27 protein-coding genes are annotated in these 26587 nt (G+C 72.5%); 10 read left to right on the top strand and 17 right to left on the bottom strand.

Annotated features, from left to right (window positions below; genetic code table 11):
• Positions 1-22 precede the first annotated feature (22 nt).
• The 3 genes from KUM03_RS19060 to KUM03_RS19050 all read right to left on the bottom strand — a co-directional run bounded on the left by KUM03_RS19060 (position 23) and on the right by KUM03_RS19050 (position 3215).
• Positions 23-1048 (bottom strand): 6-phosphofructokinase, encoded by a 1026-nt coding sequence (locus KUM03_RS19060; protein WP_073731314.1) that lies wholly within the window; start codon positions 1046-1048, stop codon positions 23-25.
• Between the two features lie 176 nt (positions 1049-1224).
• Positions 1225-1953, bottom strand: a complete 729-nt coding sequence (locus KUM03_RS19055; RefSeq protein WP_217250408.1) for a type 1 glutamine amidotransferase — start codon at positions 1951-1953, stop codon at positions 1225-1227.
• 23 nt (positions 1954-1976) lie between these two features.
• Positions 1977-3215: a MurT ligase domain-containing protein gene (locus KUM03_RS19050; protein WP_217250406.1), complete on the bottom strand. Its 1239-nt coding sequence runs from the start codon at positions 3213-3215 to the stop codon at positions 1977-1979.
• 177 nt (positions 3216-3392) lie between these two features.
• Here KUM03_RS19050 and def point away from each other — a divergent pair, with 177 nt between their 5' ends.
• A complete protein-coding gene (def, locus tag KUM03_RS19045; RefSeq protein WP_217250404.1) occupies positions 3393-3977 on the top strand; it encodes a peptide deformylase in 585 nt (194 codons plus the stop codon).
• Here def and KUM03_RS19040 read toward each other — a convergent pair.
• The gene (locus KUM03_RS19040; protein ID WP_217250402.1) at positions 3974-4630 is read right to left on the bottom strand and encodes a TetR family transcriptional regulator; all 657 of its coding nucleotides are present in this window, start codon (positions 4628-4630) and stop codon (positions 3974-3976) included. The genes def and KUM03_RS19040 overlap by 4 nt on opposite strands.
• Positions 4631-4799: 169 nt before the next feature.
• Here KUM03_RS19040 and KUM03_RS19035 point away from each other — a divergent pair, with 169 nt between their 5' ends.
• Positions 4800-6026, top strand: coding sequence for an acyl-CoA dehydrogenase family protein (locus KUM03_RS19035; protein WP_217250400.1), 1227 nt, complete (start codon positions 4800-4802; stop codon positions 6024-6026).
• A gap of 104 nt (positions 6027-6130) precedes the next feature.
• Here the strand turns inward: KUM03_RS19035 and KUM03_RS19030 are convergent, their stop codons facing one another.
• From KUM03_RS19030 to KUM03_RS18995, 8 genes are all read right to left on the bottom strand, one after another.
• Positions 6131-6664, bottom strand: coding sequence for a cupin domain-containing protein (locus tag KUM03_RS19030; protein WP_217250393.1), 534 nt, complete (start codon positions 6662-6664; stop codon positions 6131-6133).
• Positions 6661-7875, bottom strand: a complete 1215-nt coding sequence (locus KUM03_RS19025; RefSeq protein ID WP_217250391.1) for a cytochrome P450 — start codon at positions 7873-7875, stop codon at positions 6661-6663. Before KUM03_RS19025 ends, KUM03_RS19030 begins: the two co-directional genes overlap by 4 nt.
• Positions 7872-9041, bottom strand: a complete 1170-nt coding sequence (locus KUM03_RS19020) for a type III polyketide synthase (protein ID WP_308406356.1) — start codon at positions 9039-9041, stop codon at positions 7872-7874. Before KUM03_RS19020 ends, KUM03_RS19025 begins: the two co-directional genes overlap by 4 nt.
• Before the next feature lie 90 nt (positions 9042-9131).
• Positions 9132-9368, bottom strand: a complete 237-nt coding sequence (locus KUM03_RS19015) for a DUF6213 family protein (protein ID WP_073731305.1) — start codon at positions 9366-9368, stop codon at positions 9132-9134.
• 25 nt (positions 9369-9393) lie between these two features.
• On the bottom strand, positions 9394-10779 hold the full coding sequence (locus KUM03_RS19010) for an NADP-dependent succinic semialdehyde dehydrogenase (protein ID WP_217250388.1): 1386 nt from the start codon (positions 10777-10779) through the stop codon (positions 9394-9396).
• Positions 10780-10873: 94 nt separating this feature from the next.
• Positions 10874-11332: an NUDIX domain-containing protein gene (locus tag KUM03_RS19005; RefSeq protein ID WP_217250386.1), complete on the bottom strand. Its 459-nt coding sequence runs from the start codon at positions 11330-11332 to the stop codon at positions 10874-10876.
• Complete coding sequence (locus tag KUM03_RS19000; RefSeq protein ID WP_217250384.1) at positions 11329-12867, bottom strand: ATP-dependent DNA ligase; 1539 nt, start codon at positions 12865-12867, stop codon at positions 11329-11331. Before KUM03_RS19000 ends, KUM03_RS19005 begins: the two co-directional genes overlap by 4 nt.
• 435 nt (positions 12868-13302) lie before the next feature.
• A complete protein-coding gene (locus tag KUM03_RS18995) occupies positions 13303-14268 on the bottom strand; it encodes an NAD(P)/FAD-dependent oxidoreductase (RefSeq protein WP_217250382.1) in 966 nt (321 codons plus the stop codon).
• Between the two features lie 76 nt (positions 14269-14344).
• Between KUM03_RS18995 and KUM03_RS18990 the strand changes: the two genes are divergently transcribed.
• The 6 genes from KUM03_RS18990 to KUM03_RS18965 all read left to right on the top strand — a co-directional run bounded on the left by KUM03_RS18990 (position 14345) and on the right by KUM03_RS18965 (position 19621).
• Complete coding sequence (locus KUM03_RS18990; RefSeq protein ID WP_217250380.1) at positions 14345-14917, top strand: helix-turn-helix domain-containing protein; 573 nt, start codon at positions 14345-14347, stop codon at positions 14915-14917.
• A gap of 106 nt (positions 14918-15023) precedes the next feature.
• Entirely contained in the window at positions 15024-16004 is a 981-nt protein-coding gene (locus KUM03_RS18985) for an NADPH:quinone oxidoreductase family protein (protein WP_217250378.1), read from the top strand.
• A complete protein-coding gene (locus tag KUM03_RS18980) occupies positions 16001-17182 on the top strand; it encodes an acyl-CoA dehydrogenase family protein (protein WP_217250375.1) in 1182 nt (393 codons plus the stop codon). Before KUM03_RS18985 ends, KUM03_RS18980 begins: the two co-directional genes overlap by 4 nt.
• Positions 17179-18267 carry an acyl-CoA dehydrogenase family protein gene (locus KUM03_RS18975; RefSeq protein WP_217250373.1) on the top strand — a complete coding sequence of 363 codons (1089 nt, stop codon included), beginning with the start codon at positions 17179-17181 and terminating at the stop codon, positions 18265-18267. The genes KUM03_RS18980 and KUM03_RS18975 overlap by 4 nt, the downstream gene beginning before the upstream one ends.
• Before the next feature lie 184 nt (positions 18268-18451).
• Positions 18452-19324: a phosphatidylinositol-specific phospholipase C/glycerophosphodiester phosphodiesterase family protein gene (locus KUM03_RS18970; RefSeq protein ID WP_217250370.1), complete on the top strand. Its 873-nt coding sequence runs from the start codon at positions 18452-18454 to the stop codon at positions 19322-19324.
• A 102-nt stretch (positions 19325-19426) separates the two neighbouring features.
• Positions 19427-19621 carry a hypothetical protein gene (locus KUM03_RS18965; protein ID WP_029393786.1) on the top strand — a complete coding sequence of 65 codons (195 nt, stop codon included), beginning with the start codon at positions 19427-19429 and terminating at the stop codon, positions 19619-19621.
• A gap of 18 nt (positions 19622-19639) precedes the next feature.
• Here the strand turns inward: KUM03_RS18965 and KUM03_RS18960 are convergent, their stop codons facing one another.
• A complete protein-coding gene (locus KUM03_RS18960) occupies positions 19640-20008 on the bottom strand; it encodes a DUF779 domain-containing protein (RefSeq protein ID WP_217250368.1) in 369 nt (122 codons plus the stop codon).
• Between the two features lie 117 nt (positions 20009-20125).
• On the opposite strand from KUM03_RS18960, the gene KUM03_RS18955 reads away from it, so the two are divergent.
• Positions 20126-20599, top strand: coding sequence for a MarR family winged helix-turn-helix transcriptional regulator (locus KUM03_RS18955; protein ID WP_217250365.1), 474 nt, complete (start codon positions 20126-20128; stop codon positions 20597-20599).
• Positions 20600-20748: 149 nt separating this feature from the next.
• Complete coding sequence (locus KUM03_RS18950; protein WP_217250362.1) at positions 20749-22341, top strand: MFS transporter; 1593 nt, start codon at positions 20749-20751, stop codon at positions 22339-22341.
• A gap of 52 nt (positions 22342-22393) precedes the next feature.
• Here the strand turns inward: KUM03_RS18950 and KUM03_RS18945 are convergent, their stop codons facing one another.
• The 4 genes from KUM03_RS18945 to KUM03_RS18930 all read right to left on the bottom strand — a co-directional run bounded on the left by KUM03_RS18945 (position 22394) and on the right by KUM03_RS18930 (position 26538).
• Positions 22394-22783, bottom strand: coding sequence for a luciferase family protein (locus KUM03_RS18945; protein WP_217250360.1), 390 nt, complete (start codon positions 22781-22783; stop codon positions 22394-22396).
• Positions 22784-22917: 134 nt separating this feature from the next.
• A complete protein-coding gene (locus KUM03_RS18940) occupies positions 22918-24009 on the bottom strand; it encodes a lytic polysaccharide monooxygenase (RefSeq protein WP_217250358.1) in 1092 nt (363 codons plus the stop codon).
• A 117-nt stretch (positions 24010-24126) separates the two neighbouring features.
• A complete protein-coding gene (locus tag KUM03_RS18935; RefSeq protein WP_217250356.1) occupies positions 24127-25272 on the bottom strand; it encodes a cellulose binding domain-containing protein in 1146 nt (381 codons plus the stop codon).
• A 240-nt stretch (positions 25273-25512) separates the two neighbouring features.
• Positions 25513-26538 carry a LacI family DNA-binding transcriptional regulator gene (locus KUM03_RS18930; RefSeq protein ID WP_217250354.1) on the bottom strand — a complete coding sequence of 342 codons (1026 nt, stop codon included), beginning with the start codon at positions 26536-26538 and terminating at the stop codon, positions 25513-25515.
• Positions 26539-26587 lie beyond the last annotated feature (49 nt).

Here is a 26587-nt window from a genome sequence, read left to right as displayed (position 1 = left end):
CGGACGGCGTACTACAGCAACCTCAAAGAACGCACTCCGCCTCCGCGTACCGCGCATCCGGCACCGTCTTGAGAGACTCCACCGCCTCGGCCAAGGGAACCATCCTGATGTCCGTCCCGCGCAGCGCCGTCATCATCCCGAACTCCCCCCGGTGCACCGCCTCCACCGCATGCCACCCGAACCGAGTCGCCAGCACCCGGTCGTACGCCGTGGGCGTCCCGCCCCGCTGCACGTGCCCGAGGATCACCGGCCGGGCCTCCTTGCCGAGCCGCTCCTCCAGCTCGATCGAGAGCTGACGGGCGATACCGGCGAAGCGCTCGTGGCCGTAGACGTCCTTGCCGCCCTCGTCGAAGTCCATCGTGCCGGGCTTCGGCTTGGCGCCCTCCGCGGCGACCACGATCGCGAACCGCTTGCCCGCCGAGAACCGCTCGCCGACCTTCGCGGTCAGCTCGTCGATGTCGAAGGGCCGCTCCGGAACGACGACGGCGTGCGCGCCGGCCGCCATGCCCGAGTGCAGCGCGATCCAGCCGGTGTGACGGCCCATGACCTCGACGATCAGCACCCGCTGGTGGGACTCGGCGGTGGTCTTCAGCCGGTCCAGGGCCTCGGTGGCGACGGTGACCGCCGTGTCGAAGCCGAAGGTCACGTCGGTGACCGCTATGTCGTTGTCGATGGTCTTCGGCACGCCCACGATCGGCAGGCCGTTGTCGGACAGCAGTCGGGCCGCCTTGAGCGTGCCCTCGCCGCCGATCGGGATGATCGCGTCCAGGCCGAGTTCCTCGACGTGGCCGCGGGCGCGCTCCACGCCGTCCCGCAGGTGCTCGGGACGGACCCGGGAGGAGCCGAGGATGGTGCCGCCGCGGGCGAGTATGCCGCCCACGGCGTCAAGGTCGAGCTTGAGGTAGTCGCACTCCAGGAGGCCCTTCCAGCCGTCCCGGAAACCGATGACCTCGTCGCCGTGGTCGACGACGGCACGGTGCACGACGGACCGGATGACGGCGTTCAGGCCGGGGCAGTCGCCGCCGGACGTGAGGACACCAATGCGCATAGCCCGAAATACCTTCTCAAGTGGCACGGGTCCGGACCGCGCTGTCCGGCTCGATCCCCGCCACCCTAGCGGCATCGGGGGGCGGGACCGAACCGTGCGTCCGCCTACTGGACGTGCCCGCTCACCTGTGCGGATGAGTCATCAGACGGGCCGTCCCGGCAGGCTTCCGGCAGCCGTCAGGCGGGCTGCTGCGCCGCCGCGATCCGCTCGCCCCGCAGCGCCTCGTACCACCGGTCGTCGGTCGGCGGCAGCGCGTTCACGTCGAGGGCCAGCTTCAGCAGCAGGTCCGCGATCTGCGGGTTGCGCGCCAGCACCGGGCCGTGCATGTACGTGCCGAAGACCGTGTCGTTGTACGCGCCCTCCGTGCCGTCCCCGGTGCCGTTGCCGTTGCCGAAGCGGACCTGGGCGAGCGGGCGGGCGCTGGGGCCGAGGTGGGTGACGCCCTGGTGGTTCTCGAAGCCGGTCAGCGGGGGCAGGCCCAGGCGCGGGTCGATGTCGCCGAGGACGTCGCCGACGCACCGGGCGCCCTCGCCGCGCGTGGAGACCACGTCGAGCAGGCCGAGGCCCGGCTCGCGCTGGCCCAGGTCGTTGATGAACTCGTGGCCGAGGATCTGGTAGCCGGCGCAGACGGAGAAGACGATCGCGCCGTTCTCCACCGCCCGGTGCAGACCGCCGTCGCGGCGCAGCCGCTCGGCCGCGAGCCGCTGCGGGCGGTCCTCGCCGCCGCCGATGAGGTAGATGTCGCCGGAGGTCGGGATCGGCTGGTCGCTGCGCACGTCGAGCCGGGCCACGTCGAGGCCGCGCTGCCGCGCCCGGCGCTCCACGACGAGGGCGTTGCCCTGGTCGCCGTACGTGCTGAGCAGGTCCGGGTAGATCCAGACGATCCGCAGTTGGTTGTCGCTCACGAGAGTCCCCTGAAGTTACGCGGTCAGTTGCCGACGCGGCGGCGCAGGTCCTGGAAGGCGGTGTAGTTCGCGATGACCTCGATCCGGCCGGGCGGGCACAGCGACACCGCCTGGTCGAGGTCCTCGCACACCTGGAACTGCTGGTTCGCGACCTCCAGGCGCACCGCGAGGTCCAGCTTGCGGTCGCCGACCACGCAGATCGGGTGGCCGGACAGCCGGGTGTAGTCGACGTCCCACAGCCAGGAGGTGTCGGTGCCGTCGGCGCCGCGCGCGTTCACCGAGAGGATCACCGGGGCGGGCGGCGGGTCGATCAGGGAGAAGGTCTCCAGCCAGCCCGCCGGGTTCTTGGCGAGCAGCAGCCGCAGGTCGCGGCCCTGGAACTGGACGACGTCATAGCGTCCGGCGACCGCCTGCACCTGGTACATGCGCTCCAGCGCGACCTGCGGCGGCACCCCGAAGACGGCGGCGACGGCGGCCGAGGAGGCGGCGTTGGCCTTGTTGGCGCGGCCCGGCAGCTGGAGGTGGATCGGCCAGGCGGAACCGTGCGGGTCCAGGACGTGGTCGCCGGAGAGCGCCCAGCTCGGCGTCGGGCGGCGGAAGCCGCACTCGCCGCAGAACCAGTCGTCGCCCGGACGCTGCATCACACCGCCGCAGGACGGGCAGGACCAGGCGTCGTCCTTCCACATCTGCCCGGCGGCGACCCAGATCACGTTGGGGGAGGAGGACGCGGCCCACACCACCAGCGGGTCGTCGGCGTTGGCGACGATCACGGCCTTGGAACCGGCCAGGCCCTCGCGCCAGTTCTCGGCGAGCATCCGGGTCTCGGCGGCGCGGTCGAGCTGGTCGCGGGAGAGGTTGAGCAGGGCGATGCACTTCGGCTCGGTGGCCTGGGCGACGCCGACGAGGTACTTCTCGTCGACCTCGATGACGCCGAACCGCGCCTCCGAACCGGCCGCGAGGGCCGAGGTGATGCCGGCCGGCATGTTGGCGCCGAGCGCGTTGGAGACGACCGGGCCGGCCGCCTTGAGCGCCTCGGCGATGAGCCGGGTCGTGGTGGTCTTGCCGTTGGTCGCCGAGACCAGGGTCACGTCCAGGTGCTGGGCGAGCCGGTGAAGGAGGTCGGGGTCGAGTTTCAGCGCGACCCGGCCGCCGATCACCGAACCGCTGCCGCGCCCGGCGGCGCGAGATGCCGCCGCGACCGCCTTGCCCGCGGTCACGGCGATCTTGGCCCGCGGCGTGAGCGGGTCCGAGGTGCCTGCCATCAGTTCTCGATCCTCCTTGCGTACGCGCCGCGCCTGAAGCCTGTGAAGCCTGACGGCCACGTGGTGGGACCTCAGCCTATCGAGATCCATTCGCACTCCCGAATCGCGGCACCGGCCACGGGGCTCCGGCGGTGGGCGCGCGCCGCCGGGGGACACAAGGACCTTACTCTTGCCGCCATGCGACACGGCTCCATCCCGGGCGCCCACGGGCGCGTCCGGCCCCTCAGTCTCCTCGGCGACCCCGTCCTGCACGCTCCCTGCGCGGAGGTGAGGGACTTCGGTCCGGAACTCGCGGCGCTCGTGGAGGACTTGTTCGCCACGATGTACGCCGCCCGCGGTGTGGGTCTCGCGGCCAACCAGATCGGGGAGGCGGCCCGGGTCTTCGTCTACGACTGCCCGGACGACGAGGACGAGCGCCACCTCGGCCACGTGGTGAACCCGCGGCTGGTGGAGACCGGCGGGATGGTGGTGCGCGGGCCGGAGGGCTGCCTGTCGCTGCCGGGGCTGGAGGCGGGGACCGAGCGGCACGACGAGGCGGTGGTGGCGGGTTTCACGGTGACCGGGGAGCCGGTCACCGTGCGCGGCACGGGGTTCTTCGCGCGGTGCCTCCAGCACGAGTGCGACCACCTGGAGGGCGGCATCTACGTCGACCGCCTCACGGGATGGCGCAGGCGCCGTGTGCTGCGGCGGGCGGCCAGGGCGTCGTGGGGGCGTGCGGGGGCGCCGGAGCGGGCGGGCGACGAGGCCAGGGGCCCGGTCTAGAACCCGGGGCCGCCCGCCTTGTCCCCGGCCTCGGCGAGCCGGCCCCACAGCAGGTCGGCCAGGCTGCGCACCAGTTCCGCCCGGGAGCACGGGCGTTCGCCCAGCCACCAGTCCCCGGCGGCGTGCATCATGCCGACGATCCCGTGGCCCCAGACCCGGGCCAACTGCTGGGTGCCCGGCCCGACGTCCAGGCGCTCCTCGATGACCTGCGCCAGCTCCTCGCCCATGCGGCGCAGCAGCGGTGCCGAGTGCTTGCCGACGTCGAAGCCGGACTCGGCCTGGTCGCCCGGCGCGGTGCTGCCCTCGGCCGGATGCATCAGGAAGCGGTACACCTGCGGGCGTGCCTCGATGGCCGCCAGATAGGTGTCCAGGGTGGCCTCGACGCGCCTGCGCCGCTCCGCCGGGGCGTCCAGGGCGGCCCGCAGCGAGGAGAGGAGCGCGTCGGTGTGCCGCTGCGCGAGGGCGGCGTAGAGTCCGCTCTTGTCGCCGAAGTGGCGGTAGAGGATGGGCTTGGTGATGCCGGCCTCGGCGGCGATGGCGTTCATCGAGGCCTGCGGGCCGTCGCGCAGCACCACCCGGTCGGCGGCCTCCAGAAGTTCGCGCCGTCTGCGGTCGGCGGACCGCTGCTGATCGGTCCGCTGTGTGGTGTCCATGTGCTCTCCCCACCCGTGCTCGTTCGGTGACGCCTGCGCAAACTAACACCCACAGGACGTGGGACATCGAACGGGAGGGCGACGGGTTCTCGGAGGTTGACTTTTCTTACCCGTCGGTAACAGACTCGGGTTACCGCAAGTAACATGCACGTGCGTCACTGGAGGGGACATGGCCGAGTTCACCATGGAGCTCAACGACGAACAGAAGGAGGTCCGGGACTGGCTGCACGGCTTCGCGGCCGACGTCATCCGTCCCGCGGCCGCCGAATGGGACGAGCGTGAGGAGACTCCCTGGCCGGTCATCCAGGAGGCCGCCAAGGTCGGCATCTACTCCCTCGACTTCTACGCCCAGCAGTACTTCGACCCCACCGGCCTCGGCATCCCCATGGCGATGGAGGAGCTGTTCTGGGGTGACGCCGGCATCGCCCTGTCCATCGTCGGCACCGGCCTCGCCGCCGTCGGCGTCCTCGCCAACGGTACCGAGGAGCAGATCGGCACCTGGATCCCCCAGATGTACGGCGACGCGAACGACGTGAAGGTCGCCGCCTTCTGCTCCTCCGAGCCCGACGCCGGCTCCGACGTCGCCTCGATGCGCACCCGCGCGGTGTACGACGAGGCCAAGGACGAGTGGGTGCTCAACGGAACGAAGACCTGGGCGACAAACGGCGGCATCGCCAACGTCCACGTCGTCGTCGCGGTGGTCGACGCCGAGCTGGGCTCCAAGGGCCACGCGTCCTTCATCGTCCCGCCGAACACCCCGGGACTGTCCCAGGGCCAGAAGTTCAAGAAGCACGGCATCCGCGCCTCGCACACCGCCGAGGTCGTCCTCGACAACGTGCGCGTGCCCGGGTCCTGCCTGCTCGGCGGCAAGGAGAAGCTGGACGCGCGCCTGGCCCGCGCCCGGGAGAAGGCCAAGAAGGGTGGGGAGCGCGTGAAGAACGCCGCGATGGCCACCTTCGAGGCATCCCGTCCGGCGGTCGGCGCGATGGCGGTGGGCACGGCGCGTGCCGCGTACGAGGTGGCGCTGGAGTACGCCCAGACGCGCGAGCAGTTCGGCCGCCCGATCATCGACAACCAGGGCGTCGCCTTCCAGCTCGCCGACATGCGCACGTCGATCGACGCGGCGCGGCTGCTGGTGTGGCGGGCCTCCTGGATGGCGATCAACGGCAAGCAGTTCACGGCGGCCGAGGGCTCGATGTCCAAGCTCTTCGCGAGCGAGACGGCGAAGAAGGTCACCGCCCAGGCGGTGCAGATCCTGGGCGGCAACGGCTACACGCGGGAGTACCCGGTGGAGCGGATGCACCGGGACTCGGCGATCTACACGATCTTCGAGGGGACGAGTGAGATCCAGCGGCTGGTGATCGCGCGGACGCTCGCCGGGATACCGATTCGTTGAGCGCCGTTGGGGGTTCTGTGTGGTGCGGGGTGCGGGTTCGTTGTGGCTGGTCGCGCCCACGCGGCGGAGCCGCACATCGATACTGCCCCGCGCCCCTGGGTGTCTCACCTGTGCCTGAGTGGCGTTAGTTGCTGGATGTCGTACTTGGCCCTGAGTGCCTCGATTGCCTCATGGTCCGGGGGACCCCCGTCGCCGAGGATCTCCAGCAGTTCCTCGAAGTAGCGCTCGTGGTCCGGGGGTGGGCTGGCCTGGAAGAACATCTTGGCCGGCTCGCCCGTCGGGTTCGCGAAGGCGTGCGGGCAACCGGGCGGTACGACGATGACCGTGCCCGGCGTGGCACGGACCACCCGGTTGCCGGAACTGGACTCCCACCTCTGCCAGTTGTCCGGCGTACGGACGCGCGGCTCGAAGGCGAGCACGTCCAGCTCGCCCTCCAGCACGTAGAACAGCTCCTCGCTGCGGGTGTGCACGTGGGCGCCGACGTCGAAGCCCGGCGGCACGATCACCTCGAAGGTCGAGGCCATGCGCGAGTGCGAACCGGTCACCTTGAAGGTGACGTGCTGGGCCGGCGCCTGGACGACCCGCCCGTGACCCGGCGGCACCAGCAGCCCCTCGGTCGCCGCCGCGAGCGCGCTCACCAGGTCACCGGCAGGGCCTCGGGCCCGCGGATCAACGCCCCCTTCTTGAAGGGCACGTCCTCGGGCGGCACCGCGAGCTTCATGCCGGGCACGCGGTCCAGCAGGGTGTCGACCAGCAGCTCCGACTCCAGCCGGGCCAGCATGCCGCCGGGGCAGTAGTGCGGGCCGAAGCCGAAGGACACGTGCGGGTTGGGGTTGCGGGAGAAGTCGATCGCGTCCGGGTCCGGGAAGACCTCCGGGTCCCGGTTGGCGGCCAGGTACGACACGTAGACCGCGTCGCCCGCCCGGATCCGCACCCCTCGCAGCTCCACGTCCTCCAGGGCGATCCGGGACAGCCCGACCGCGTTGCGATGGGGAATCCAGCGCAGCAGCTCGTCGATGGCCCGTGGACGGATCTCCGGCTCGGAACGCAGGCGTTCGGCCAGTTCCCGGCGGGTCAGCAGCAGGTAGAACATCTGCCCGCTGTTGTTGGTGACCGCCTCGCCGCCGATCTGGAGCAGGACCGCGAGCCCGACCGCCTCCGCCAACGTGACCTCGTCCCGGGCGACGGCGGCACCGAGGAGTGAGGTGACGTCCTCGCCGGTGCCGTCGGACCGCACTCCGATGAGGTCGGCGAAGTAGTCGTTCATCTCCTGCTTGGCCCGCTCGCTGACCTCCGCGCCGTGCGACGAGGACAGGATCAGCTGGGTCCAGGTGTGCATGCTGTGCCGGTCGGCGGCCGGGACGCCCATCAGCTCGCAGATCACCGCGATGGGGAAGGGGCTGAGGACCGCCTCGGTCAGGTCGGCCGGCGGGCCGGCCTTCAGCATGGCGTCGACGAGTTCGTCGAGCATGGAACGGGACCGGGAGCGCACCCGCTCGACGCCCCGCGCCGTGAACGCGGCGGCGACCGAGCGGCGCAGCCGGGTGTGGTCCGGCGGGTCCAGGAAACCGACCGCGCCGCGCGCCGGGATGAAGTGCGGGGCGAGCCGGGTGACCTGCCGGTCCATGACCGCCTCGCGGCCGAACCGGGGGTCGTTGGTGACCAGGCGGACGTCGTCGTGCCGGGTCACCAGCCACGCCCAGCCCTCGCCGTTGGGCAGCGAGATCCGGGTGACGGGCCCCTCGCGCATCAGCTCGGTCAGGACGGGGTCGAAGTCGGTGCCCGGCAGGTCGACGGTCGGCCAGTCCCGGACCGGCGGAGCGGCCCGGTCGATCGCTTCTTCAGTCACGCTTGCCTCACGCCTCGCAACTCGTCGGAGGTCTGCTCGTCGGAGGTCTGCCAGCGACCCAGGGACATCTCCGCGGTGATGCCCGGACCGAAACCGGCCAGCAGCCCGCGCGCCCGGTCGTGGACGCCGCCTTCGTCGAAGAGCCTGCGCAGCGCGTCCAGGACGACGGCGCTGGCGATGTTCCCGTACTCGGTGAGCGTGGCCCGGCTGAACCGGAACGCGTGCGGATCGACCTTGAGGAACTTGCTGAGGTCGTCCAGGATCCGCGGCCCGCCCGCGTGCACCACGTAGAAGTCCAGGTCGGAGGCGTCCCACCCGTGGGTGCCCGCGAGATCCGTCAGGGCCGGCGCGAGCGGCTCCATGGTGGCCGGCACCCGCTTGTCCAGCAGGAAGTGGAAGCCGGTCGCCTTCACGTCGTACATGATCCACTCTTCGGTCTTGGGGATCAGGTACGAACCGTTGCGCTCCAGCCGGACGCCGGTGCCGCCCCGGCCGCGGACCACCGCGGCGGCGATGCCGTCGCCGAACAGGCCGTTGGAGAGCAGGGAGCCCACGCCGATGTCGGTGGGCTGGTAGCACAGCGAGCAGAACTCGCAGGCCACGATCAGCGCGTTGGCCTCGGGGTAGGCCGTGCAGAAGTCGTGCGCCCGGTTGATGGCGGCACCGCCGGCCGCGCAGCCGAGCTGGGCGATGGGTATCTGCCGCGTGGTGCTCTCGAAGCCCATCTCGTTGATCAGCCACGCCGTCAGCGACGGCATCATGAAGCCCGTGCACGACACGTAGATGATCACGTCGATGTCGGTGGTGAGCAGTTCCGCGTCGTCCAGGGCCCGCTGGACCACCGCCGGGACCCGGGCCTTCGCCTCCCGCTCGTAGAGCCGGTTGCGGTCCTCGAAACCGGGGTGCTTCAGGGTCTCCTCGATGGGCTGCACGATGTGCCGGGTGCGCACCCCGGTGTTCTCTATCAACCGGAGGGCCAGCGGCAGTTGGGGATGGTCGGCGTGGCGCTCGCGCGCCAGCTGCAGCGTCTCCTCCATCGTGATCACGTGCTCCGGAACGGACACCGAGGGTCTGCACAAAGTCGCCATGTACCGTGCCTGCTTTCGCCTCGCGGAAGGCTCGCGCCCCCCGGCCGGGAAGTGCCGCGCCCTTTTCGGGGCGCTCACCCACGATCACTCACGGGAGCGGCGATCTCTCGCCGGGCTACTCCGTCTCGGGGAACGGGCGGGGACGGGCGGGGACGGGCGGGCGTGGCGTCAGGTGGACTGGCCGCTGCTGTGGGCGATGCAAGCCACGTCGATCCGGTCGGCCAGCTTGGCGAGCTCGATGGTCAGGGCCGCGACCGTGTCCTCGTCCAGACTCTCCTCGCCGGCCTCCACCAGGTGCAGCCAGCGCCCGCCCACCGTGCGCAGCAGCTTGCTCACGTCGGACGCGGCGACCTGGAGCGTGCCGCGGTCGTCGACGATCAGAGGCAGGGTCACTTCGCGGTTCACAAAGGGGATCGTAGTCGCGGAAGGCTCACGCTCCGTGCCATACGGTGGTGATGTTGCAGAACTCCCGGATTCCGTGCCCGGACAGCTCACGCCCGTAGCCCGACCGCTTGACCCCGCCGAACGGGAACGCCGGATGGGACGCCGTCATCCCGTTGACGTACACGCCGCCCGCCTCCAGGTCCCGTACGAAGCGGTCGACGTCGGCGTCGTCGCGGGTCCAGACGTTGGAACTGAGGCCGAAGTCGGTGTCGTTGGCGATCAGCACCGCCTCGTCCAGGTCGGCCGCGCGGTACAGCGTGGCGACCGGGCCGAAGGCCTCCTCGCGGTGGATGCGCATCTCGCGGGTCACGCCGGCCAGTACGGTCGGCGGGTAGTACCAGCCGGGTCCGCCCGGGCGTTCGCCTCCGCACAGCACCTCGGCGCCGCCGCGCACCGCGTCGTCCACCAACTCCACGAGGTCCTCGACGCCCCGCTCGCTGGAGAGCGGGCCCACCTCGGTCCCCTCGTCCATGGGGTCGCCCACCCGCAGCGCCTTCATGCCCTCGGTGAAGCGGGCGACGAAGGCGTCGTACACGTCCGTGTGCACGATGAACCGCTTGGCGGCGATGCAGGACTGACCGGCGTTCTGGGTGCGCGCGGTCACCGCGACCTCGGCGGCCCGGTCGACGTCGGCGGACGGCATCACCACGAACGGGTCGCTGCCGCCCAGCTCCAGCACCGTCTTCTTGATCATCTCCCCGGCGGTGGAGGCGACCGCGCGGCCGGCCGGCTCGCTGCCGGTCAGGGTCGCGGCCCGCACGCGCTCGTCGCGCAGGACGTCGTCCACGGCCGCCGAGCCGATCAGCAGGGTCTGGAAGCAGCCCTCGGGGAAGCCCGCGCGGTGGAACAGGTCCTCCAGGTACAGGGCCGTCTGCGGCACGTTCGAGGCGTGCTTGAGCAGGCCGACGTTGCCCGCCATCAGCGCGGGGGCGGCGAACCGGACCACCTGCCAGAGCGGGAAGTTCCACGGCATCACCGCGAGCACCGGGCCGAGCGGCCGGTAGCGGACCAGGGCCCGGGAGGCGCCGGAGTCCTTGACGTCGGACTCGGCGGGCTCCTCGTCGGCGAGCAGCTCCGCCGCGTGGTCGGCGTACCAGCGCATCGCCTTGGCGCACTTGGCGGCCTCCGCGCGGGCCTGCTTGACCGGCTTGCCCATCTCGGTGGTGATCACCTTGCCGATCTCGTCCTGGTCCGCCTCCAGCAGATCGGCGGCGCGGTGCATCAGCCGGGCCCGCTCGTCGAAGCCCGTCGTCCGGTACGTGCGGAAGGTGGCCTCCGCGAGCTGGAGCCGACGCTCGATCTCCTCCTCGCCCATGGCCTCGTACGTCCTGAGCGTCTCGCCGTTCGCCGGATTCACCGTCGCGATGGGCATGGCCGACCTCCTGGGGTGCGCGTTCGTGCCTCGACCTTGGCGCGCGGCGGGGCGTGCCGCAACGCGGACGGGGCCCGGCGCCGGTCGACTCTCCTCAGTGCGAGTGCTCAGCCAGCCGGTCGAGAAACGCGGCCTGCGCCTTGACGATCACCTCGCGCGCACGGTCCACCGCGAACCACGCCACCCGGTCCAGCTCCGGGAACTCCTCGGTCCGCCCCGACCGCGGCGGCCACTCCATGCGGAAGGTGCCGGGAACGATCGTCGCCGGGTCGAGGTCGGCCTCGACGGCCCACGCCGTGACGACCTTCCCGCCCGCCTGCCGCACCTCGCCGAGCGGAACGGCCCCGCCCTCCGGCGGCGGCAGCCCCAGCTCCTCCTCGAACTCGCGCCGGGCCGCGTCCCAGGCGGGCTCGGCAGGGTCGTACTCGCCCTTCGGGATCGTCCACGCCCCGGCGTCGCGGCGGGCGTAGAAGGGGCCGCCCATGTGACCGAGCAGCACTTCCGTGCCGCCGGCGCCGGGCCGGTGCAGCAGCAGGCCCGCGCTGCGCCTCACGGGGCCACCCCGGGGTGGGCGGCGAGCAGGGCGTCCACCGTGGCCGCGTCCTCGGGGCGCTTGTCCTCGCGGTAGCGGACCACGCGGGCGAAGCGGAGGGTGACGCCGGCCGGGTAGCGGGTGGAGCGCTGGAGGCCGTCGTAGGCGATCTCGACGACGAGTTCGGGGCGTACGGTCACGCCCCAGGGGTGCTCCCGGACGGCCAGTTCCTGGAGCCGTCCGGTCTGCCAGGCCAGCAGCGCGTCGGTCATGCCCTTGAAGGTCTTGCCGAGCATGGCGAAGGTGCCGTCGGCGGTGCGGGCGCCCAGGTGCAGGTTGGAGAGCTTGCCGGTGCGGCGGCCGTGGCCCCACTCGGCGGCCAGGACCACCAGGTCGAGCGTGTGGACGGGCTTCACCTTCAGCCAGGACGCGCCGCGCCGGCCCGCGCTGTAGGCGGCGTCGAGTCCTTTGACCACGACGCCCTCGTGGCCGCGCTCCAGCGTCTGGGCGAGGAACTCCTCGGCGGCCGGCACTCCCTGCGGCCCCTCCACCACCGTGTGCCGCACCCGTGCCGGCTCGGGCACCAGCCGGGCCAGTTCCGCGTGCCGCTCGGTCAGCGGCAGGTCGAGCAGGTCGCGGCCGTCGGCCAGGAGCGCGTCGAAGAACACGACGGAGACGGGCACCGCCCGCGCCGCCGTGGCGACGTCCGTGCGGGAACCGACCCGTCCGGCGGTCTCCTGGAAGGACCTGGGGCGTCCGTCCGCGTCGAAGGAGATCACCTCGCCGTCGAGGATGAACCGCTCGCCGGGCAGTTCGAGGGCCGCCGCCCTCACCTCGGGGAGCCGGTCGGTGATGTCGTCGAGGGTGCGGGTGTACAGCCGCACCGAGCCGCCGTCGCGGTGCACCTGGACGCGGATGCCGTCCAGCTTCTCCTCGACCGCGCAGGCGCCCAGCTTGCCGACGGCCTCGGCGACCGAGGAGGCGCTGTGCGCCAGCATCGGCAGCACCGGGCGGCCCACGGTGAGGGAGAACCGGCCCAGGGCGCCGGGGCCGTCGGCGAGCAGGGCCTCGGCGACCGTCTGGAGCGAACCCGCGAGCATCACGGCCCGCCGTACGTCCGCGGGGGGCGTGTCGGTCGCCGCCGCCAGGCCCTCGACGGCCGCCGCGTCCAAGGCGCCCTGCCGGACCTCGCCGGTGAGCAGGCCGATCAGGAAGCGCTGCTCGTCCTCGGTGGCCGCGCCCATCAGCTCGCCGACCAGCCGCGACCGCTCGGCCTGCGAGCCGGCGCCGGACACCGCGCCGAGCCGGGTGAGCCGGGCGTCCACGTCGCGCACGGTCAGGGACGGTTCGGCGGCCGGGGCGACCGGGCGGCTCAGCACCTTCCAGCCCACGCCGATCCGGCCCTGCGGGAGCCGTCCCGCGAGGTAGGGGATCACGACGGGCACGTCCTCCGCCTCGGCCTCCCGGAACAGCTCCGCGAGCAGGGCGGTCTTCCGGGACCGCGCCGAGGTGGCGGCGACCTCCCGGGACACTCGGGCCAGCCGGGCGAGCAGCATGCAGCCATGGTGCACCGGAAAGCACGGGACCACACCTACGCGGGGCGCTCCCGGCCCTGCCCCGGACCCCCGGGTCCGCCCCACCCCAACCCGCCCCGCGCCGCTGCCCGCATGCGCGGGTGCGCCGTACATGCGGGACGCCGTGTCCGGGACGGGACCTCGGGCGATCTCTCCGTGCGGGCCCGGGTCCGTGCGGAGGGGGTCCGTGCGGTCCGGCTCGTGAAGACCGGGTCCGTGCGGAGGGGGTCCGTGCGGTCCGGTCCGTGCAGACGAGGTCCGTGCGGAGGGGGTCCGTGCGGTCCGGCCCGTGCAGACGAGGTCCGTGCAGACGGGATTCGTGCGGTCAGGCCCGTAAGACCGGGCTTCCTGCTCCGCAGACGGCCCCGGCGGCCCCTCCGCGAAGACCCCGGGCGGCCCGGGCCGCCCGCCCACGCCTCACCCCGCGATCGCCGCGTCCAGGTCCGACATGATCAGGTCGCCGACGATCGCCGTCGCCGCCCGGTAGCCGCCGCTCGCCGCGTGGACGACCTGCTCGGCGAAGCCCATCGCGTTGCCCGCGGTCCACACGCCGGGCACCGAGGTCCGGCCCGTCGGGTCCACCACGGGATACGCCCCGACCGGGGTCTCCTGCAGCTCGGCGCCGAGCCGCTCCATCAGGCCGGTCTGCGGCACGGCCCTCGGGGCGACGAACACCACCGAGCGGTCGTGCACCGTGCCGTCCGCCAGCCGTACGCCGGTGAGCCGGTCGTCCTCGATCCGCAGGCCGGCGACCTCGCCGGGCACCACCTTGACCCCGGCCGCGGCGAGCCGGCGCAGGTCGTCGTCGGACAGGTCCGCCTCGGCGACCGTGTGCAGGAAGAGCGTCACGTCGTCGGACCAGCCGGACACCATCAGCGCCTGGTGCACGCTCATCGGGCTCGTGGCCAGCACGCCGAAGTGCTCGTCGCGCACCTCCCAGCCGTGGCAGAACGGGCAGTGCAGCACGTCCCGGCCGAACCGCTCGGCGACGCCGGGCACCTCGGGCAGCTCGTCCTGGAGCCCGGTGGTGACGATCAGCCGGCGCGCCCGCACGGTCCGCCCGCCGGCCAGCGACACCGCGAAGCCGTCGCCCCGCGTCACGTCCACCGCCCGGTCGCGGACGAGCTCCACGCCGTAGCGCGCGATCTCCTCCCTGCCGAGCTCCAGGAACTCCGCCGGCGCCATCCCGTCCCGGGTCAGGAAGCCCTGCATGTGCGCCGAGGGCGCGTTGCGCGGCTCACCGGCGTCGACGACCAGGGTGCGCAGTCGCGAGCGGCCGAGGACCAGGGCGGCGGACAGTCCGGCCGCGCCGCCGCCCACGACGACGACGTCGTACCGGTCGTTGTTGTCCGGGCTGTCGTTCAGGTTCTTGTTGCGGGTCACGGTGACCACCTCCACGGACAAGGTCGCTCGACAGCGCGGGATTGACAAATGAACTTGCCGGTTCTGCAATAAGTGCATGACTGCAGACGACGTTCTCGCCGGTGTCGGCCCCAGGCTCCGGCAGGTGCGCAAGGAGCGGGAGGTGACCCTGGCGGCGCTGTCCGAGACCACCGGCATCTCGGTGAGCACCCTGTCGCGGCTGGAGTCGGGACTGCGCAAGCCGAGCCTCGAGCTGCTGCTGCCGATCGCCCAGGCCCACCAGGTGCCGCTGGACGAGTTGGTCGGTGCCCCACCGGTCGGTGACCCGAGGGTGCGCGCCAAGCCGATCGTGCGGCACGGCCGCACCCACTGGCCCCTCACCCGCCAGCCGGGCGGGCTCCAGGCGTTCAAGGTGCTGGAGCCCCAGCGCAAGGAGGAGCCGGACCCGCGGACCCACGAGGGCTACGAGTGGCTGTACGTCCTCTCCGGCCGGCTGCGGCTCGTGCTGGGCGACCACGACGTGGTGCTGTCGGCGGGGGAGGCCGCCGAGTTCGACACCCGGGTCCCGCACTGGTTCGGGTCGACGGGGGAGGGGCCGGTCGAGTTCCTGAGCCTGTTCGGCCCGCAGGGGGAGCGGATGCACGTACGTGCGCGCCCGGCGCGGGGGTGAGGGCGGGGTCGTGACGCACGGCTGTCCGCGACCTGTTCCCTGATCGGCAAGCGACCGCTTAGTATGCGGGAGACCGGTCGGACGACGCAGTCGGTGGAGGCCCCGCATGCAGGCATGGCAGGTGCACGAGAACGGCGAGCCGGGCGAGGTGATGCGCCTCGCGGACGTGACGCCACCGACCCCCGGCGAGGGCCAGGTCCTGCTGAGGGTCCGCGCCGCGAACATCAACTTCCCGGACGCGCTGATGTGCCGGGGCCAGTACCAGGTCAAGCCGCCCCTGCCCTTCACGCCCGGCGTGGAGATCTGCGGCGAGACCGAGGACGGGCGCCGCGTCCTCGCCAACCCGGCGCTGCCGCACGGCGGCTTCGCCGAGTACGCCCTCGCCGACGCCCGCGCCCTGCTGCCCGCGCCGGACGCCCTGGACGACGCCGAGGCCGCCGCCCTGCACATCGGCTACCAGACCGGCTGGTTCGGCCTGCACCGCAGGGCCCGGCTGGAGGCCGGCGAGACGCTGCTCGTCCACGCCGCCGCCGGAGGGGTCGGCAGCGCGGCCGTGCAGCTCGGCAAGGCCGCCGGCGCCACCGTCATCGGTGTCGTCGGCGGCCCCGAGAAGGCGGCCGTCGCCCGCGAGCTGGGCTGCGACGTGGTTGTCGACCGGCGCGCCGAGGACGTCGTCGGGGCCGTCAAGGAGGCCACCGGCGGCCGGGGTGCCGACGTGATCTACGACCCGGTGGGCGGGCAGGCCTACGCCCAGTCCGCCAAGACCGTCGCCTTCGAGGGCCGGATCGTCGTCGTCGGCTTCGCGAGCGGCACGATCCCCAGCCCCGCGCTGAACCACGCCCTGGTGAAGAACTACGCCATTCTCGGCCTGCACTGGGGCCTGTACAACACCAAGAACCCGGAGCTGGTCCGGCACTGCCACGAGCAGCTCACCGAACTCGCCGCGCGGGGCGCGATCAAGCCGCTGGTCAGCGAGCGGGTGCCGCTCGCCGGCGCGGCGGACGCCGTGCAGCGCGTCGCCGACGGCAGGACGACCGGCCGCGTGGCCGTCGTACCGGAGCAGCAGGAGAAGGGAGCCGCCGCATGACCGACGCAGCGGAACTGCGCCGCCGTACCCAGGAGTTGCTGGCCGCTCACCCGCCGGCGACCACCGAGCGCCTGGAATTCCTGCGGGCCCGCTTCGACGCGGGACTCGCCTGGGTGCACTACCCGGAGGGCCTCGGCGGACTCTGCGCCCCCCGCTCCCTCCAGGCCGTCGTCGACGCCGAGCTGGCGGCCGCGGGCGCCCCCGACAACGACCCCCGGCGTATCGGCATCGGCCTCGGCATGGCCGCCCCGACCATCCTCCAGTACGGCACCGAGGAGCAGAAGCGCCGCCTGCTGCGCCCGCTGTGGACCGGCGAGGAGGTCTGGTGCCAGCTGTTCAGCGAGCCGGGCGCCGGGTCCGACCTCGCGGCGCTCGGCACGCGGGCCGTGCCCGACGGCGAGGACTGGGTCGTCAACGGCCAGAAGGTGTGGACGTCCAGCGCCCACCTCGCCCGCTGGGCCATCCTCATCGCCCGCACCGAGCCGGAGCTGCCCAAGCACAAGGGCATCACCTACTTCCTGTGCGACATGACCGACCCCGGCGTCGAGGTCCGGCCGCTGCGCCAGATCACCGGCGAGGCCGAGTTCAACGAGGTCTTCCTCACCGACGTACGCGTCCCCGACGCCATGCGCCTCGGCGAGCGGGGCGATGGCTGGCGGGTCGCGCAGACCACGCTCAACAACGAGCGCGTCGCCATCGGCGGCTCCGCGATCCCCCGCGAGGGCGGCATGATCGGCAAGGTCGCCGCGACCTGGCGCGAACGCCCCGGACTGCGCACCCACGACCTGCACCAGCGCCTGCTCGGCCTGTGGGTCGAGGCCGAGGTCGCCCGGCTCACCGGAGTGCGGCTGCGCCAGCAGCTGGTGGCGGGGCAGCCGGGCCCCGAGGGTGCCGGCATGAAGCTGAACTTCGCCCGCCTCAACCAGGAGATCAGCGGCCTGGAGGTCGAACTCCTCGGTGAGGAGGGCCTGCTGTACGACGACTGGACCATGCGCCGCCCCGAACTGGTGGACTTCACCGGCCGCGACGCGGGCTACCGCTACCTCCGCTCCAAGGGCAACAGCATCGAGGGCGGGACCAGCGAGGTCCTGCTGAACATCGTCGCCGAGCGCGTGCTGGGCCTGCCCGCCGAGCCGCGCACCGACAAGGACGTCGCATGGAAGGACCTCGCCCGATGAGCGCACAGCCGGATCTGCTCTACTCGGAGGAGGAAGAGGCGCTGCGCGCCGCCGTCCGGGACCTGCTCACCGACCACTGCGCCCCGGCGGACGTCGTCGCCCGCACCGAGTCGGACACCCCCCACGACCTGCCGCTGTGGAAGACGCTCGCCGACTCGATGGGCCTCGCGGGCCTGCTGGTCCCCGAGGCGCTGGGTGGCCAGGGTGCCACGCACCGGGAAGCGGCCGTGGTGCTGGAGGAGCTGGGCCGGGCGGTCGCTCCGGTGCCGTACCTGACCAGCGCGGTCGTCGCCACCGAGGCGCTGCTGGCCTGCGGGGCCGACGACCTGCTCACCGAACTCGCCTCCGCCACGACCGTCGCCGCACTGGCCGTCGGGCTGCACGTCGGCCCTGGTGGCGCCGTCCCGCATGCGCGGCTCGAAGACGGAGCCCTGCACGGCGAGTTGACCGGCATCGCCGGCGCGGCCGTCGCCGACGTGCTGCTGGTGCCCGCCGACGACGGGGCCCTGTACGCGGTTCGTACGGCCGACGCAGGGGTGACCGTCACCCCGCAGGTCTCCCTGGACCTGACCCGGCCCGTGGCCGCCGTGTCCCTCGACGGGGCGACCGGGCAGCGGCTGGGCGAGACCGGAGCGGCCGTGCGCCGCGCCCTGCGGGCCGGTGCCGGCCTGCTCGCCTCGGAGCAACTGGGCCTGGCCGACTGGCTGCTGACCGAGACGGTCCGCTACCTCAAGGAACGCAAGCAGTTCAACCGGCAGGTCGGTGGATTCCAGGCCCTCAAGCACCGGCTCGCCCGGCTGTGGCTGGAGGTCGCGGGCCTGCGCGCCGCCGCCCGGAACGCCGCCGACGCCCTGGCGACCGGCGCGGACACCGACGTGGCGGTGGCCGTGGCCCAGGCGTACGCGGCCCAGGTCGCCGTCCACACCGCCGAGGAGGCGCTGCAACTGCACGGCGGCCTCGGCATGACGTGGGAACACCCGGTCCACCTCCACCTGAAGCGGGCCAAGGCCGACTCGATCGCCTACGGCACCGCGGGCACCCACCGGGAGGCGCTGGCCGAGTCGGTGGACCTGCGAGCCCCCTGACGTCCCGCCGCTCTCCTCAGGTCTTGCCCGTCCCGCCCGGGGCGGGCATTTCCGTGCCCACCCTGGCGGGCCGGGTGAACGACCGGCGGCGGTCCGGCCAACTCCCCGCACGGCTCTGCTCCTCACCGGCATCGAGACCCCATACTCACTGGCGTCCCGTACGGCATCTCCAGGGAGGCAGAGCATGGCCCTCACCACCCGACGCAGAGCCCTCACCACCCTCGGCGCCGCCCTCGCGGGCGCGGTCGCCCTGCCCGCCGGCGCCGCGCTGGCGAGCGAAGGCAGGCACGGACCGCGCCCGTTGTGGCGCGCCCACGCCCACAACGACTACGAGCACCCCCGGCCCCTCCTCGACGCCCTCGACCACCGATTCGGCAGCGTCGAAGCCGACGTCTACCTGGTCGGCGACCAACTCCTCGTCGCCCACGACCCCGAGGACCTCGACCCGTCCCGCACTCTGGAGTCCCTCTACCTCGACCCGCTCGCCGCCCGCGTCCGCGCGAACCACGGCCGGGTCTACCGACGGGACCGCCGCGCCCTGCAACTGCTGATCGACATCAAGACCGAGGGGGCGTCCGCCTACCTCGAACTCGACCGCCACCTGCGCCGCCACCGGCACCTGTTCACCACCTACGCCCACGGAAGGGTGTTCCCGGGCGCCGTCACCGCGGTGATCTCCGGCGACCGGGCGGCCCGCGCCCCCATGGCGGCCCAGCGCACCCGCCGTGCCTTCTACGACGGCCGGCTCACCGACCTCGGCACCTCGGCACCGGCCTCCTTCGTACCGCTGATCAGCGACAACTGGACGCTCAACTTCACCTGGCGGGGCGTCGGCGCCTTCCCGGCGGCCGAGCGGCGCAAGCTGCGGGACATCGTCGGCGCGGCGCACTCTCGCGGGCAGCGGGTACGGTTCTGGGCCACACCCGACCTGGCGGGCCCCGCGCGGGACGCCGTGTGGAGCGAACTCCTCGCCGCGGGCGTCGACCACCTCAACACCGACGACCTCGCGGGTCTCGAAGCGTTCCTCGACGCCCACCGCGACGCCGAGGCCCTCTGACACCACTCGTTCGGAGGACAGGTCAGCCGCCCGGACGAACCCTCCGCTACGCCACACTTGCGGCCGAACGCCGCGAAGTGGACGTGGCGGAGGAGGTTGACGATGGCCGTTTCCATCTCTGTGGTGCTGTTGCTGTCCGTCCTGGCGGTGATCTTCCTGCGCAACGGCGGGCTGAAGGTCTCGCACGCCCTGGTGTGCCTGTTGCTCGGCTTCTACCTGGCCGGCACCAGCATCGCCCCGACCATCAGCAGCGGTCTGACCGCCACCGCCGACATCGTGGGCAGCCTCAGACCGTGACGGGCGGACCGGGGACGGCTAAGCATCGACGAGGCGCGACCGGATGAGGAAACGCACCCCCTCGGGCGCCTCCAGCGAGAAGCCGCTGCCCCGGCCCGCGACGACGTCCACGATCAGCCTGGTGTGGCTCCACACCTCGTACTGACTCCGTGACATCCAGAACCCCACCGGTTCCCCGACGCCCTCGACATCCAGCTCGGCCAGCAGGACGTCCGCCGCGCCGGTGCGGAACTCGCCGGCCGGGTAGCACATGGGGGCGCTGCCGTCGCAGCACCCGCCGGACTGGTGGAACATCAGCGGGCCGTGCGCCTCCCGGAGGCGGCGCAGCAGTGCGACCGCCTCAGGGGTGAGCTCGACGCGGGGAGTCTCCTCGTATGTGTCGCGCATGCCCCGCATGCCAGCACAGGGAGGGTTGCGACAGGGTTGCACGCCTCCCCGGCGGATGCGGGCCGACCCTCTTTACCTCTTTTGACATACCTATCTGCACATATCTAATGTGTCCGGGTGACCGACTCCAGCACCCCCCGCCGGGACATCGACCGTGTGGCCTCCGGCCTCGCGGCATGCCTTCCCGCGCTGCACCGGGCGCTGGACCGACAGGTCACCGCCCGGTACCCGCACCCCAAGCCCCCGGAGGGGCAGCTCGCCCTGCTGCGGTTCGTCGCCCATCGTGAGGGCGCTACGGTGCGCGAAGCCGCCGAGGCCCTGCTGATGAAGCCGAACAACGTCAGCGCCCTGGTCTCCCAGCTCACCGAGCAGGGCGACCTGGAGCGCCGGCAGGACAGCGCCGACAAGCGGGTCGCCCACCTTCACCTCACGGCCACCGCCCGAGAGCGCGTGACCGAGGTGCGGGCACTGGAGACCGCGTTCGTCCGCCAGGCCCTGACCTCCCTCACCGAGGGCCAGCAGGGCGCGCTCGGCTCCGCCCTGGACGCCCTCGACGCGCTGACGCGGCACCTCCACCCCACCGCCCGCTGAGCGGACCCGGTCCAGGCATTTCCGCCGGCCGCGGGCACACCGTCGTGCCCGCGGCCGGCCGCCGCGCTCCCGGGTGCCGCCCCGCGCGTCTCCCGAACACCCCCTGAACCCCAACACCTCCTGAACTCCCTGGAAGAGAAGGCTCACCCATGTCGTCCACGTCCGTGGATCGCCCCACCACGCCCGCGGCCGAGACCGCCCCACCGGTCCCCGGCCGCCTGCGGTCCAACCCCTGGCTGACCCTGCTCGCCGTCGCCTTCGGACTGTTCATGGTCCAGCTCGACGGCTCCGTCGTCGCCATCGCCAACCCCGAGATCGGCAGCGACCTGCACGCGTCGACCGCCGAACTGCAGTGGGTGACCAACTCCTACCTGCTCGCGCTGGCCGCCACCCTGATCCTCGGCGGCAAGCTCGGCGACCGGTTCGGCCGCCGCACCTACTACCTGGTGGGCGTCGCCGGCTTCACCCTCGCGTCGATAGCCATCGGCCTGTCGGGTTCCATCGAGGGCGTCGTCGCCTTCCGCGCCCTCCAGGGCGCCTTCGGCGGGCTGCTCATGCCCAACACCCTCGGTCTGCTCCGCTCCGTGTTCCCGCCGAAGAAGTTCGGCATGGCCGTGGGCATCTGGGCCATGGTCTCCGCCGTCGCGACCGCCCTCGGCCCCATCGTCGGCGGACTCCTCGTGGAGCACGTCGACTGGGAGTCCGTCTTCTACATCAACGCCCCCATCGGCGTCGCCGCCATCGCCTTCGGCCTCCTCGTCCTGCCGGAGAGCCGCAGCGCCACCGGAAAGGAGCGCTTCGACATCCCCGGCCTGGTCCTGCTCGCCCTCGGCCTGCTCGCCGTCGTCTTCGGCGTGGTCAAGGGCGAGACCTGGGGCTGGACCTCCGCCGGCACCCTCGGCTCCGTCGCGGCCGGCCTCGTCCTCCTGCTCGTCTTCGGCCGGCACGAGACACGCGTGGCGCACCCCCTGCTGCCGATGCGGCTGTTCCGCAGCCGCGCGCTGACCGTCGGCGCGATCATCACCGCGCTGAACTTCTTCGTCATGCTCGGCGTGATCTTCTTCGTCATGCTCTACCTGCAGAACGTGCGCGGCTTCACGCCGGTCGAGGCGGGCGTGCGGACCCTCCCGCTCAGCCTCGCCTCGCTGGTCGCCTCGCCGCTCGGCGCCGCCCTCACCCAGCGCTTCGGACCCCGGCTGACCATGCCGCTGGGCATGCTGCTCCAGGCGGCCTCCTGCTTCGGCATGCTCACCTGGCAGACCGACTCCTCCTACGCCACGATGTGGCCGCCCTTCATCGCGCTCGGCCTCGGCGTCGGCATGGTGATGTCCGCCTCTTCCGACGCCATCGTCGGCAACGCCCCCGTCCGGGACGGCGGAGTCGCCGGCGGCCTGCAGGCCACCACGCTGCAGATCGGCGGTGCGCTCGGCACGTCCGTGCTGGTCTCCCTGATCAGCGGCAAGGTCGGCGCCACGCTCACCGGCGAGCTGACCGAGGCCGGGGTGCCCTCGGCGGTGGCCCACGGCATGCGGGAGGCCAAGGACGCCGTGGCGATGGGCGTCGCGCCCGTCTCCGGCGACATGCCGGCCGGCCTGCGGGCCGCCGTGGTCGAGGGCAGCGGGCAGGCCTTCATGAACGGCGTCCACGTGGCGGTGGTCGTCACCGGCGTGCTGTGCCTGCTCGGCGCGGCCCTCGCCGCGGCCGGGATCGGGCGCAGGGCGGAGCGGCCGGCGGACCACTGAGACCGGGAACGGCGGCGCCCGCCGCGACGCGGGGCGCCGCCGCCGGTCCGTCTCAGGCCTCCCCGGCCACGGCGCGGGGCAGCACCGTGACACGGCGGAAGTTACATTCCGAGGCCGGCTCCGCCCCGGTCCGGGCCTGATGCGCCTTCAGCGCGATGCTCACCAGGCTCAGCAGCAGGTCGACGTCCGCGTCGCAGTCCAGGTGCACCGTCACCCAACGCGAGCCGGGGACCAGACGGATGGCGCTGGAACCACCGAGGTCGTACTGGAAACGCTGGATGGCCCGGCGGGTCAGGTGGAGGTCCACGTCCCGGTCCGAGTGGAAGTGGACGATCTCGTCACGAACGGAGCGCACGGCCCGTCCGGTTCCGCAACTGGCCGGACCCGTGGCGAGGTCGGGCCAGGCCTGCAGCCGATCGAGGGCGCGCTGGGCCAGAGTCATGCCCCCATCGTGGCCCGATCACCGCGCCGCAACCAGAGGTTGAGCGATTTGTAACCGGCACGTGAGGTGGGCGGCACGCCAGAAGCCCCAGGGATGCGCCCCGTCGGCGGGCGAGGCGCATCCCTGGGACCGGCCTACGGCAGCACGCAGCCGATCGTCCCCACCGGGAAGTCGTTGCCCGAGGACGTGGCGGTGAAGCCGAAGGTCACGCTGCCGTCCGGCGGGATCACGCGGTTGTGGTCCACGTTCCGCACCGTGACCGAGCCGTCGGTGCCACCGGAGAGCGAACCGTTCCACACCCCGCCGAGCGTGGTCCCGTCGCCGGGCTGCCACCGCACGGCCCAGCCGTCCAGCGGCTCCGTGCCGTGGTTCATCACCTCGACGGAGCCCTGGAATCCGCCGTTCCAGGAGTTCTCCACGTTGTAGACGGCCATGCAGTCACCGGAGTGGGTGGGCGGCGGGGTCGTCGGGTCCGTCGGAGTGGGCGTCGGCTCGGGCGTGCCGCCCGAGCCGCGGATGCCGGTCACCTCGCCGTTGCCGCCGTCGAAGACGACGTCGGAGCAGGAGAAGAAGTTCTCCTGGCTGTCCGAACGCACCCACTGCATGAAGATCAGCGCGTCACCGGAGCGACCCGAGGGCAGCGCCAGGTCCCAGTAGTAGTGACCCCCGTCGGCACCGGCCGAACCCCGCTGCGGCGGATCGGTCACCGTCTGGATCAGCTCCAGGTCGTCCCAGCCCAGCTCGGAGGTGGGTGACCAGCCGGGCTTGGTCAGGTAGACCCGGAAGTCGCCCGGGTGGGCCGCCCAGTTGCTGTAGTTCACCTGGATCGTCGAACCGGACGTCAGATGCGTGCGCGGCCAGTCGCCGCGCGGCGCGTTGTAGGCGGAGAAGTCGTACGGAGAACGGTCGCCGGCGCTGCACAGGGTGCCGTCCGGCACGTAACCGGCGCCGCGCCCGCCCGCGTTGGAGTCGAGCACGGCGAACCAGTTGTACAGCGCCGTCGCGCCGCTCTGGTCGAGCGCGGCCTGACAGGCCGGGTTGGTCGGGTCGAGGGCGCCGGTGCCGGTCTTGGCGTCCAGTTGGCACAGGTAGGTGCGCGAGCCGGGCATCATCGCCACGCCGTGCGCCTCGGCGCGGCCCTGTCCGAGCAGGAAGGTCACGCCGAGCGCGCTGAGCAAGGTGGCCAGTACCGCCGCGAGGGTGAGGGATCTGCTGCGTCGAGCCATGGGGTCTCCTGTTCCTAATGATCAGGGCATGACAATCGAGAGCTGCGCTGGAACCCCCGCCCGTCCGGGGAAGGCGTGGTCGGCCGGACGGGCGAGGGGGTACAGGGGGGTGGGGCGCTATGCCGTTGCGCAGGAGGTGTCGTTCAGGCTGAAGCCGCCCGGTTCGGCGAAGGCGCCGCCGTGCGTGCCCTGGAAGCCGAACGTGACGCTGCCGCCGGAGGCGATACGGGCGTTGTGGCCGACGCCGGTCGCCGTGACCGTGCCCGTGGCGGGGCTGACGGAGGCGTTCCAAGCGTTGGTGATCCGCTGGCCGGAGGGCAGCGTGAAGGCGAGCCTCCAGGCGTCGACGGCGGCCGGCCCGGTGTTGCGGACGGTGACGTCCGCGGTGAAGCCGCCCTGCCAGACGTTCGTGCCGTACGTCACCTCGCAGGCCACCGGGTCGCCGGGGTTTCCGGGATCGGGGTCGGGGCCGCCCGGGGTGCCGCCGGTCTCGACGGTGGAGGAGAAGGAGTTCACGGTGAGCCCGGCCCCGTTCTGCCACGGCTCGAAACCGGCCTGAACGCTGGTCAGGTACCAGTCGTCCTCGGCGAGTCCCCGGGCGACGGTCGCCCGGACGAAGTCCATGACGTCGAAGCTCCAGTCGGTGATGGCCGAAGGAGCCACGAAGGACAGGACGTCGTTGGCCCCGTTGCTGCCCGTCCACACCTCCCAGTTCCGCCCGCCCACGGTGGCCGTGCCGACCTGGGAACCGATGGGCTGGATCGGGCCCACCCTGTTGAACCAGATCATGATCTCGGTCTGGTTCACCCCGTCCGTCCGGGGTGTCGGGTCCAGCCAGATGTCGTACGAGGCGTTGTAGACGGCGTCGCCGACGTAGCCGTAGGAGATGCTCGACGGTGCCTCGGAGACGGTGCTGAGCCGGGCGGGCAGGTTGGTGCCCGGCGAACAGGTGGTGTAGTGGCAGCCGTTGAAGACGGACGGGTACGACTTGGGTGCCCCGTTCGTCGGCACCGAGCCGTCGGCCCGGCTGACCCGGAAGCCCGTGTCGGTGGCGGTGACGCACTGGGTCGCGCTGGTGCCCCAGCGGTTGTTCTGGACGACGTACCGTCCCTGGACCGTCGTCGTCCCGAACGGCTCGCAGAGGGTGGTGTCCGCCTGTGCCGGTGCCGCCGCGGTCACGAGCGACGTGACCAGCGCGAGGGTCGCGATCAGTGCTCCTGCGGCACCGCACAGGGAGCGGACTTGGGGGCGTAACGGTCGCATGGGGGGCCTCTCCGGGAGGGTGTGGGGGATGGAGGGGCCGGTGCGGGAGCGCTCCCAACTCCCCACTGATGGGAGCGCTCCCACTTACCGGTTGCAGGGGACTGTAGGAGGCGTTCATGTTCCTGACAAGACTGTGCGCACCGGCATCGTCGAAGAAATCTCGAAGGGGCAGGTGAGAGCGGTGCGGTCGGGAAACGGCCCGGGAGCGCTCCCGGCCCTCGGTGAGCGCGGCAGCGAGCGTCAGGCGGAGTCCCGGAGGACCAGCTCCGTACGGAGGATGACGTGCCGCCAGGCGACGGGGGCGTCCTCCATCTCCTCCAGCAGCAGCCGCACCATGGTCCGGCCGATCTCCTCCAGCGGCTGCCGGACCGTCGTCAGGGGCGGCTCCGTGGGACGGGCGGGATGGAAGTCGTCGAAGCCGATCACCGCCACGTCCTGCGGCACCCGCCTGCCCGCCGCGCGCAGCGCCCTCAGCGCCCCCGCGGCCAGGGTGTCCGAGGCGGCGAAGACCGCGTCGAGGCCGGGATGCCGGGCGACCAGCTCGGTCGTCGCCCGGCATCCGGTCTCCTCCGTGAAGTCGTCCCCCTCGACGACCAGCGAGTCCGTGACCCCCCGCCCCGCCAGCTCCAGCGCTTCCCGGTAACCGCGCAGCCGGCACTGGGCGACATACATGTCGAGCGGGCCGGTGACGGCCCCGATCGTGCCCCGGCCGCCGTTCAGCAGGTGGGTGACCGCGCCGCGCGCGCCGCCGGCGTTGTCCGCGTCGACGTACGTGACGCTCTCGTCGCCGGAGCGCCGCCCCAGCATCACCGTCGGCAGTCCCGCCTTGGCGAGCATGTCCGGCAGCGGGTCCTCGGCGCGCACGGACATCAGCAGTACGCCGTCCACCCGGCCGCCGCGCGCGTACTCGACGAAGCGCTGCCGCTCGGTGTCCGTCCGGACCAGGGTGAGCAGCAACTGCGCCGGGGTGTCGGTGAGGGCGTCGCCGACGGCATGCACGATCTCGGTGAAGAACGGTTCCCCGAACAGCCGCCAGTCCGGCTCCGTCATGACCAGCGCGACGGCGTCCGCCCGGTGCCCGGCCAGCGAACGGGCCGCCAGGTTCGGGACGTATCCCAGTTCCGCGATGGCCCGCTGTACGGCGCGGCGCGTCGAGTCCCTCACGCCCGCGGCGTTGTTGACGACCCTGGAGACGGTGCCCCGTCCCACACCGGCGAGGGCGGCCACCTCCTCCAGCGTGGGCGTACCGGGACGCTGCCTGCCCATGCGCGCCTCCCCCCGACGAGATCGTCCGATACTACGGTCACTTTCCCGG

Origin of the sequence: Streptomyces sp. AC602_WCS936, from assembly GCF_019049125.1 — a bacterium.
Taxonomy (GTDB): Bacteria; Actinomycetota; Actinomycetes; order Streptomycetales; family Streptomycetaceae; genus Streptomyces.
Note: the sequence above shows the minus strand (reverse complement) of the source record. Positions and strands in the feature narration are given on the sequence as shown.

Excerpts from the sequence above, each read along its gene's own strand:
- KUM03_RS19060 (WP_073731314.1), bottom strand. The coding sequence starts at position 1,048 with ATGCGCATTGGTGTCCTCACGTCCGGCGGCGACTGCCCCGGCCTGAAC.
- KUM03_RS19050 (WP_217250406.1), bottom strand. The coding sequence starts at position 3,215 with ATGGCAGGCACCTCGGACCCGCTCACGCCGCGGGCCAAGATCGCCGTG.
- def (WP_217250404.1), top strand. The coding sequence starts at position 3,393 with ATGCGACACGGCTCCATCCCGGGCGCCCACGGGCGCGTCCGGCCCCTC.
- KUM03_RS19040 (WP_217250402.1), bottom strand. The coding sequence starts at position 4,630 with ATGGACACCACACAGCGGACCGATCAGCAGCGGTCCGCCGACCGCAGA.
- KUM03_RS19035 (WP_217250400.1), top strand. The coding sequence starts at position 4,800 with ATGGCCGAGTTCACCATGGAGCTCAACGACGAACAGAAGGAGGTCCGG.
- KUM03_RS19010 (WP_217250388.1), bottom strand. The coding sequence starts at position 10,779 with ATGCCCATCGCGACGGTGAATCCGGCGAACGGCGAGACGCTCAGGACG.
- KUM03_RS19000 (WP_217250384.1), bottom strand. The coding sequence starts at position 12,867 with ATGCTGCTCGCCCGGCTGGCCCGAGTGTCCCGGGAGGTCGCCGCCACC.
- KUM03_RS18990 (WP_217250380.1), top strand. The coding sequence starts at position 14,345 with ATGACTGCAGACGACGTTCTCGCCGGTGTCGGCCCCAGGCTCCGGCAG.
- KUM03_RS18985 (WP_217250378.1), top strand. The coding sequence starts at position 15,024 with ATGCAGGCATGGCAGGTGCACGAGAACGGCGAGCCGGGCGAGGTGATG.
- KUM03_RS18980 (WP_217250375.1), top strand. The coding sequence starts at position 16,001 with ATGACCGACGCAGCGGAACTGCGCCGCCGTACCCAGGAGTTGCTGGCC.
- KUM03_RS18975 (WP_217250373.1), top strand. The coding sequence starts at position 17,179 with ATGAGCGCACAGCCGGATCTGCTCTACTCGGAGGAGGAAGAGGCGCTG.
- KUM03_RS18970 (WP_217250370.1), top strand. The coding sequence starts at position 18,452 with ATGGCCCTCACCACCCGACGCAGAGCCCTCACCACCCTCGGCGCCGCC.
- KUM03_RS18965 (WP_029393786.1), top strand. The coding sequence starts at position 19,427 with ATGGCCGTTTCCATCTCTGTGGTGCTGTTGCTGTCCGTCCTGGCGGTG.
- KUM03_RS18960 (WP_217250368.1), bottom strand. The coding sequence starts at position 20,008 with ATGCGCGACACATACGAGGAGACTCCCCGCGTCGAGCTCACCCCTGAG.
- KUM03_RS18950 (WP_217250362.1), top strand. The coding sequence starts at position 20,749 with ATGTCGTCCACGTCCGTGGATCGCCCCACCACGCCCGCGGCCGAGACC.
- KUM03_RS18945 (WP_217250360.1), bottom strand. The coding sequence starts at position 22,783 with ATGACTCTGGCCCAGCGCGCCCTCGATCGGCTGCAGGCCTGGCCCGAC.
- KUM03_RS18940 (WP_217250358.1), bottom strand. The coding sequence starts at position 24,009 with ATGGCTCGACGCAGCAGATCCCTCACCCTCGCGGCGGTACTGGCCACC.
- KUM03_RS18935 (WP_217250356.1), bottom strand. The coding sequence starts at position 25,272 with ATGCGACCGTTACGCCCCCAAGTCCGCTCCCTGTGCGGTGCCGCAGGA.
- KUM03_RS18930 (WP_217250354.1), bottom strand. The coding sequence starts at position 26,538 with ATGGGCAGGCAGCGTCCCGGTACGCCCACGCTGGAGGAGGTGGCCGCC.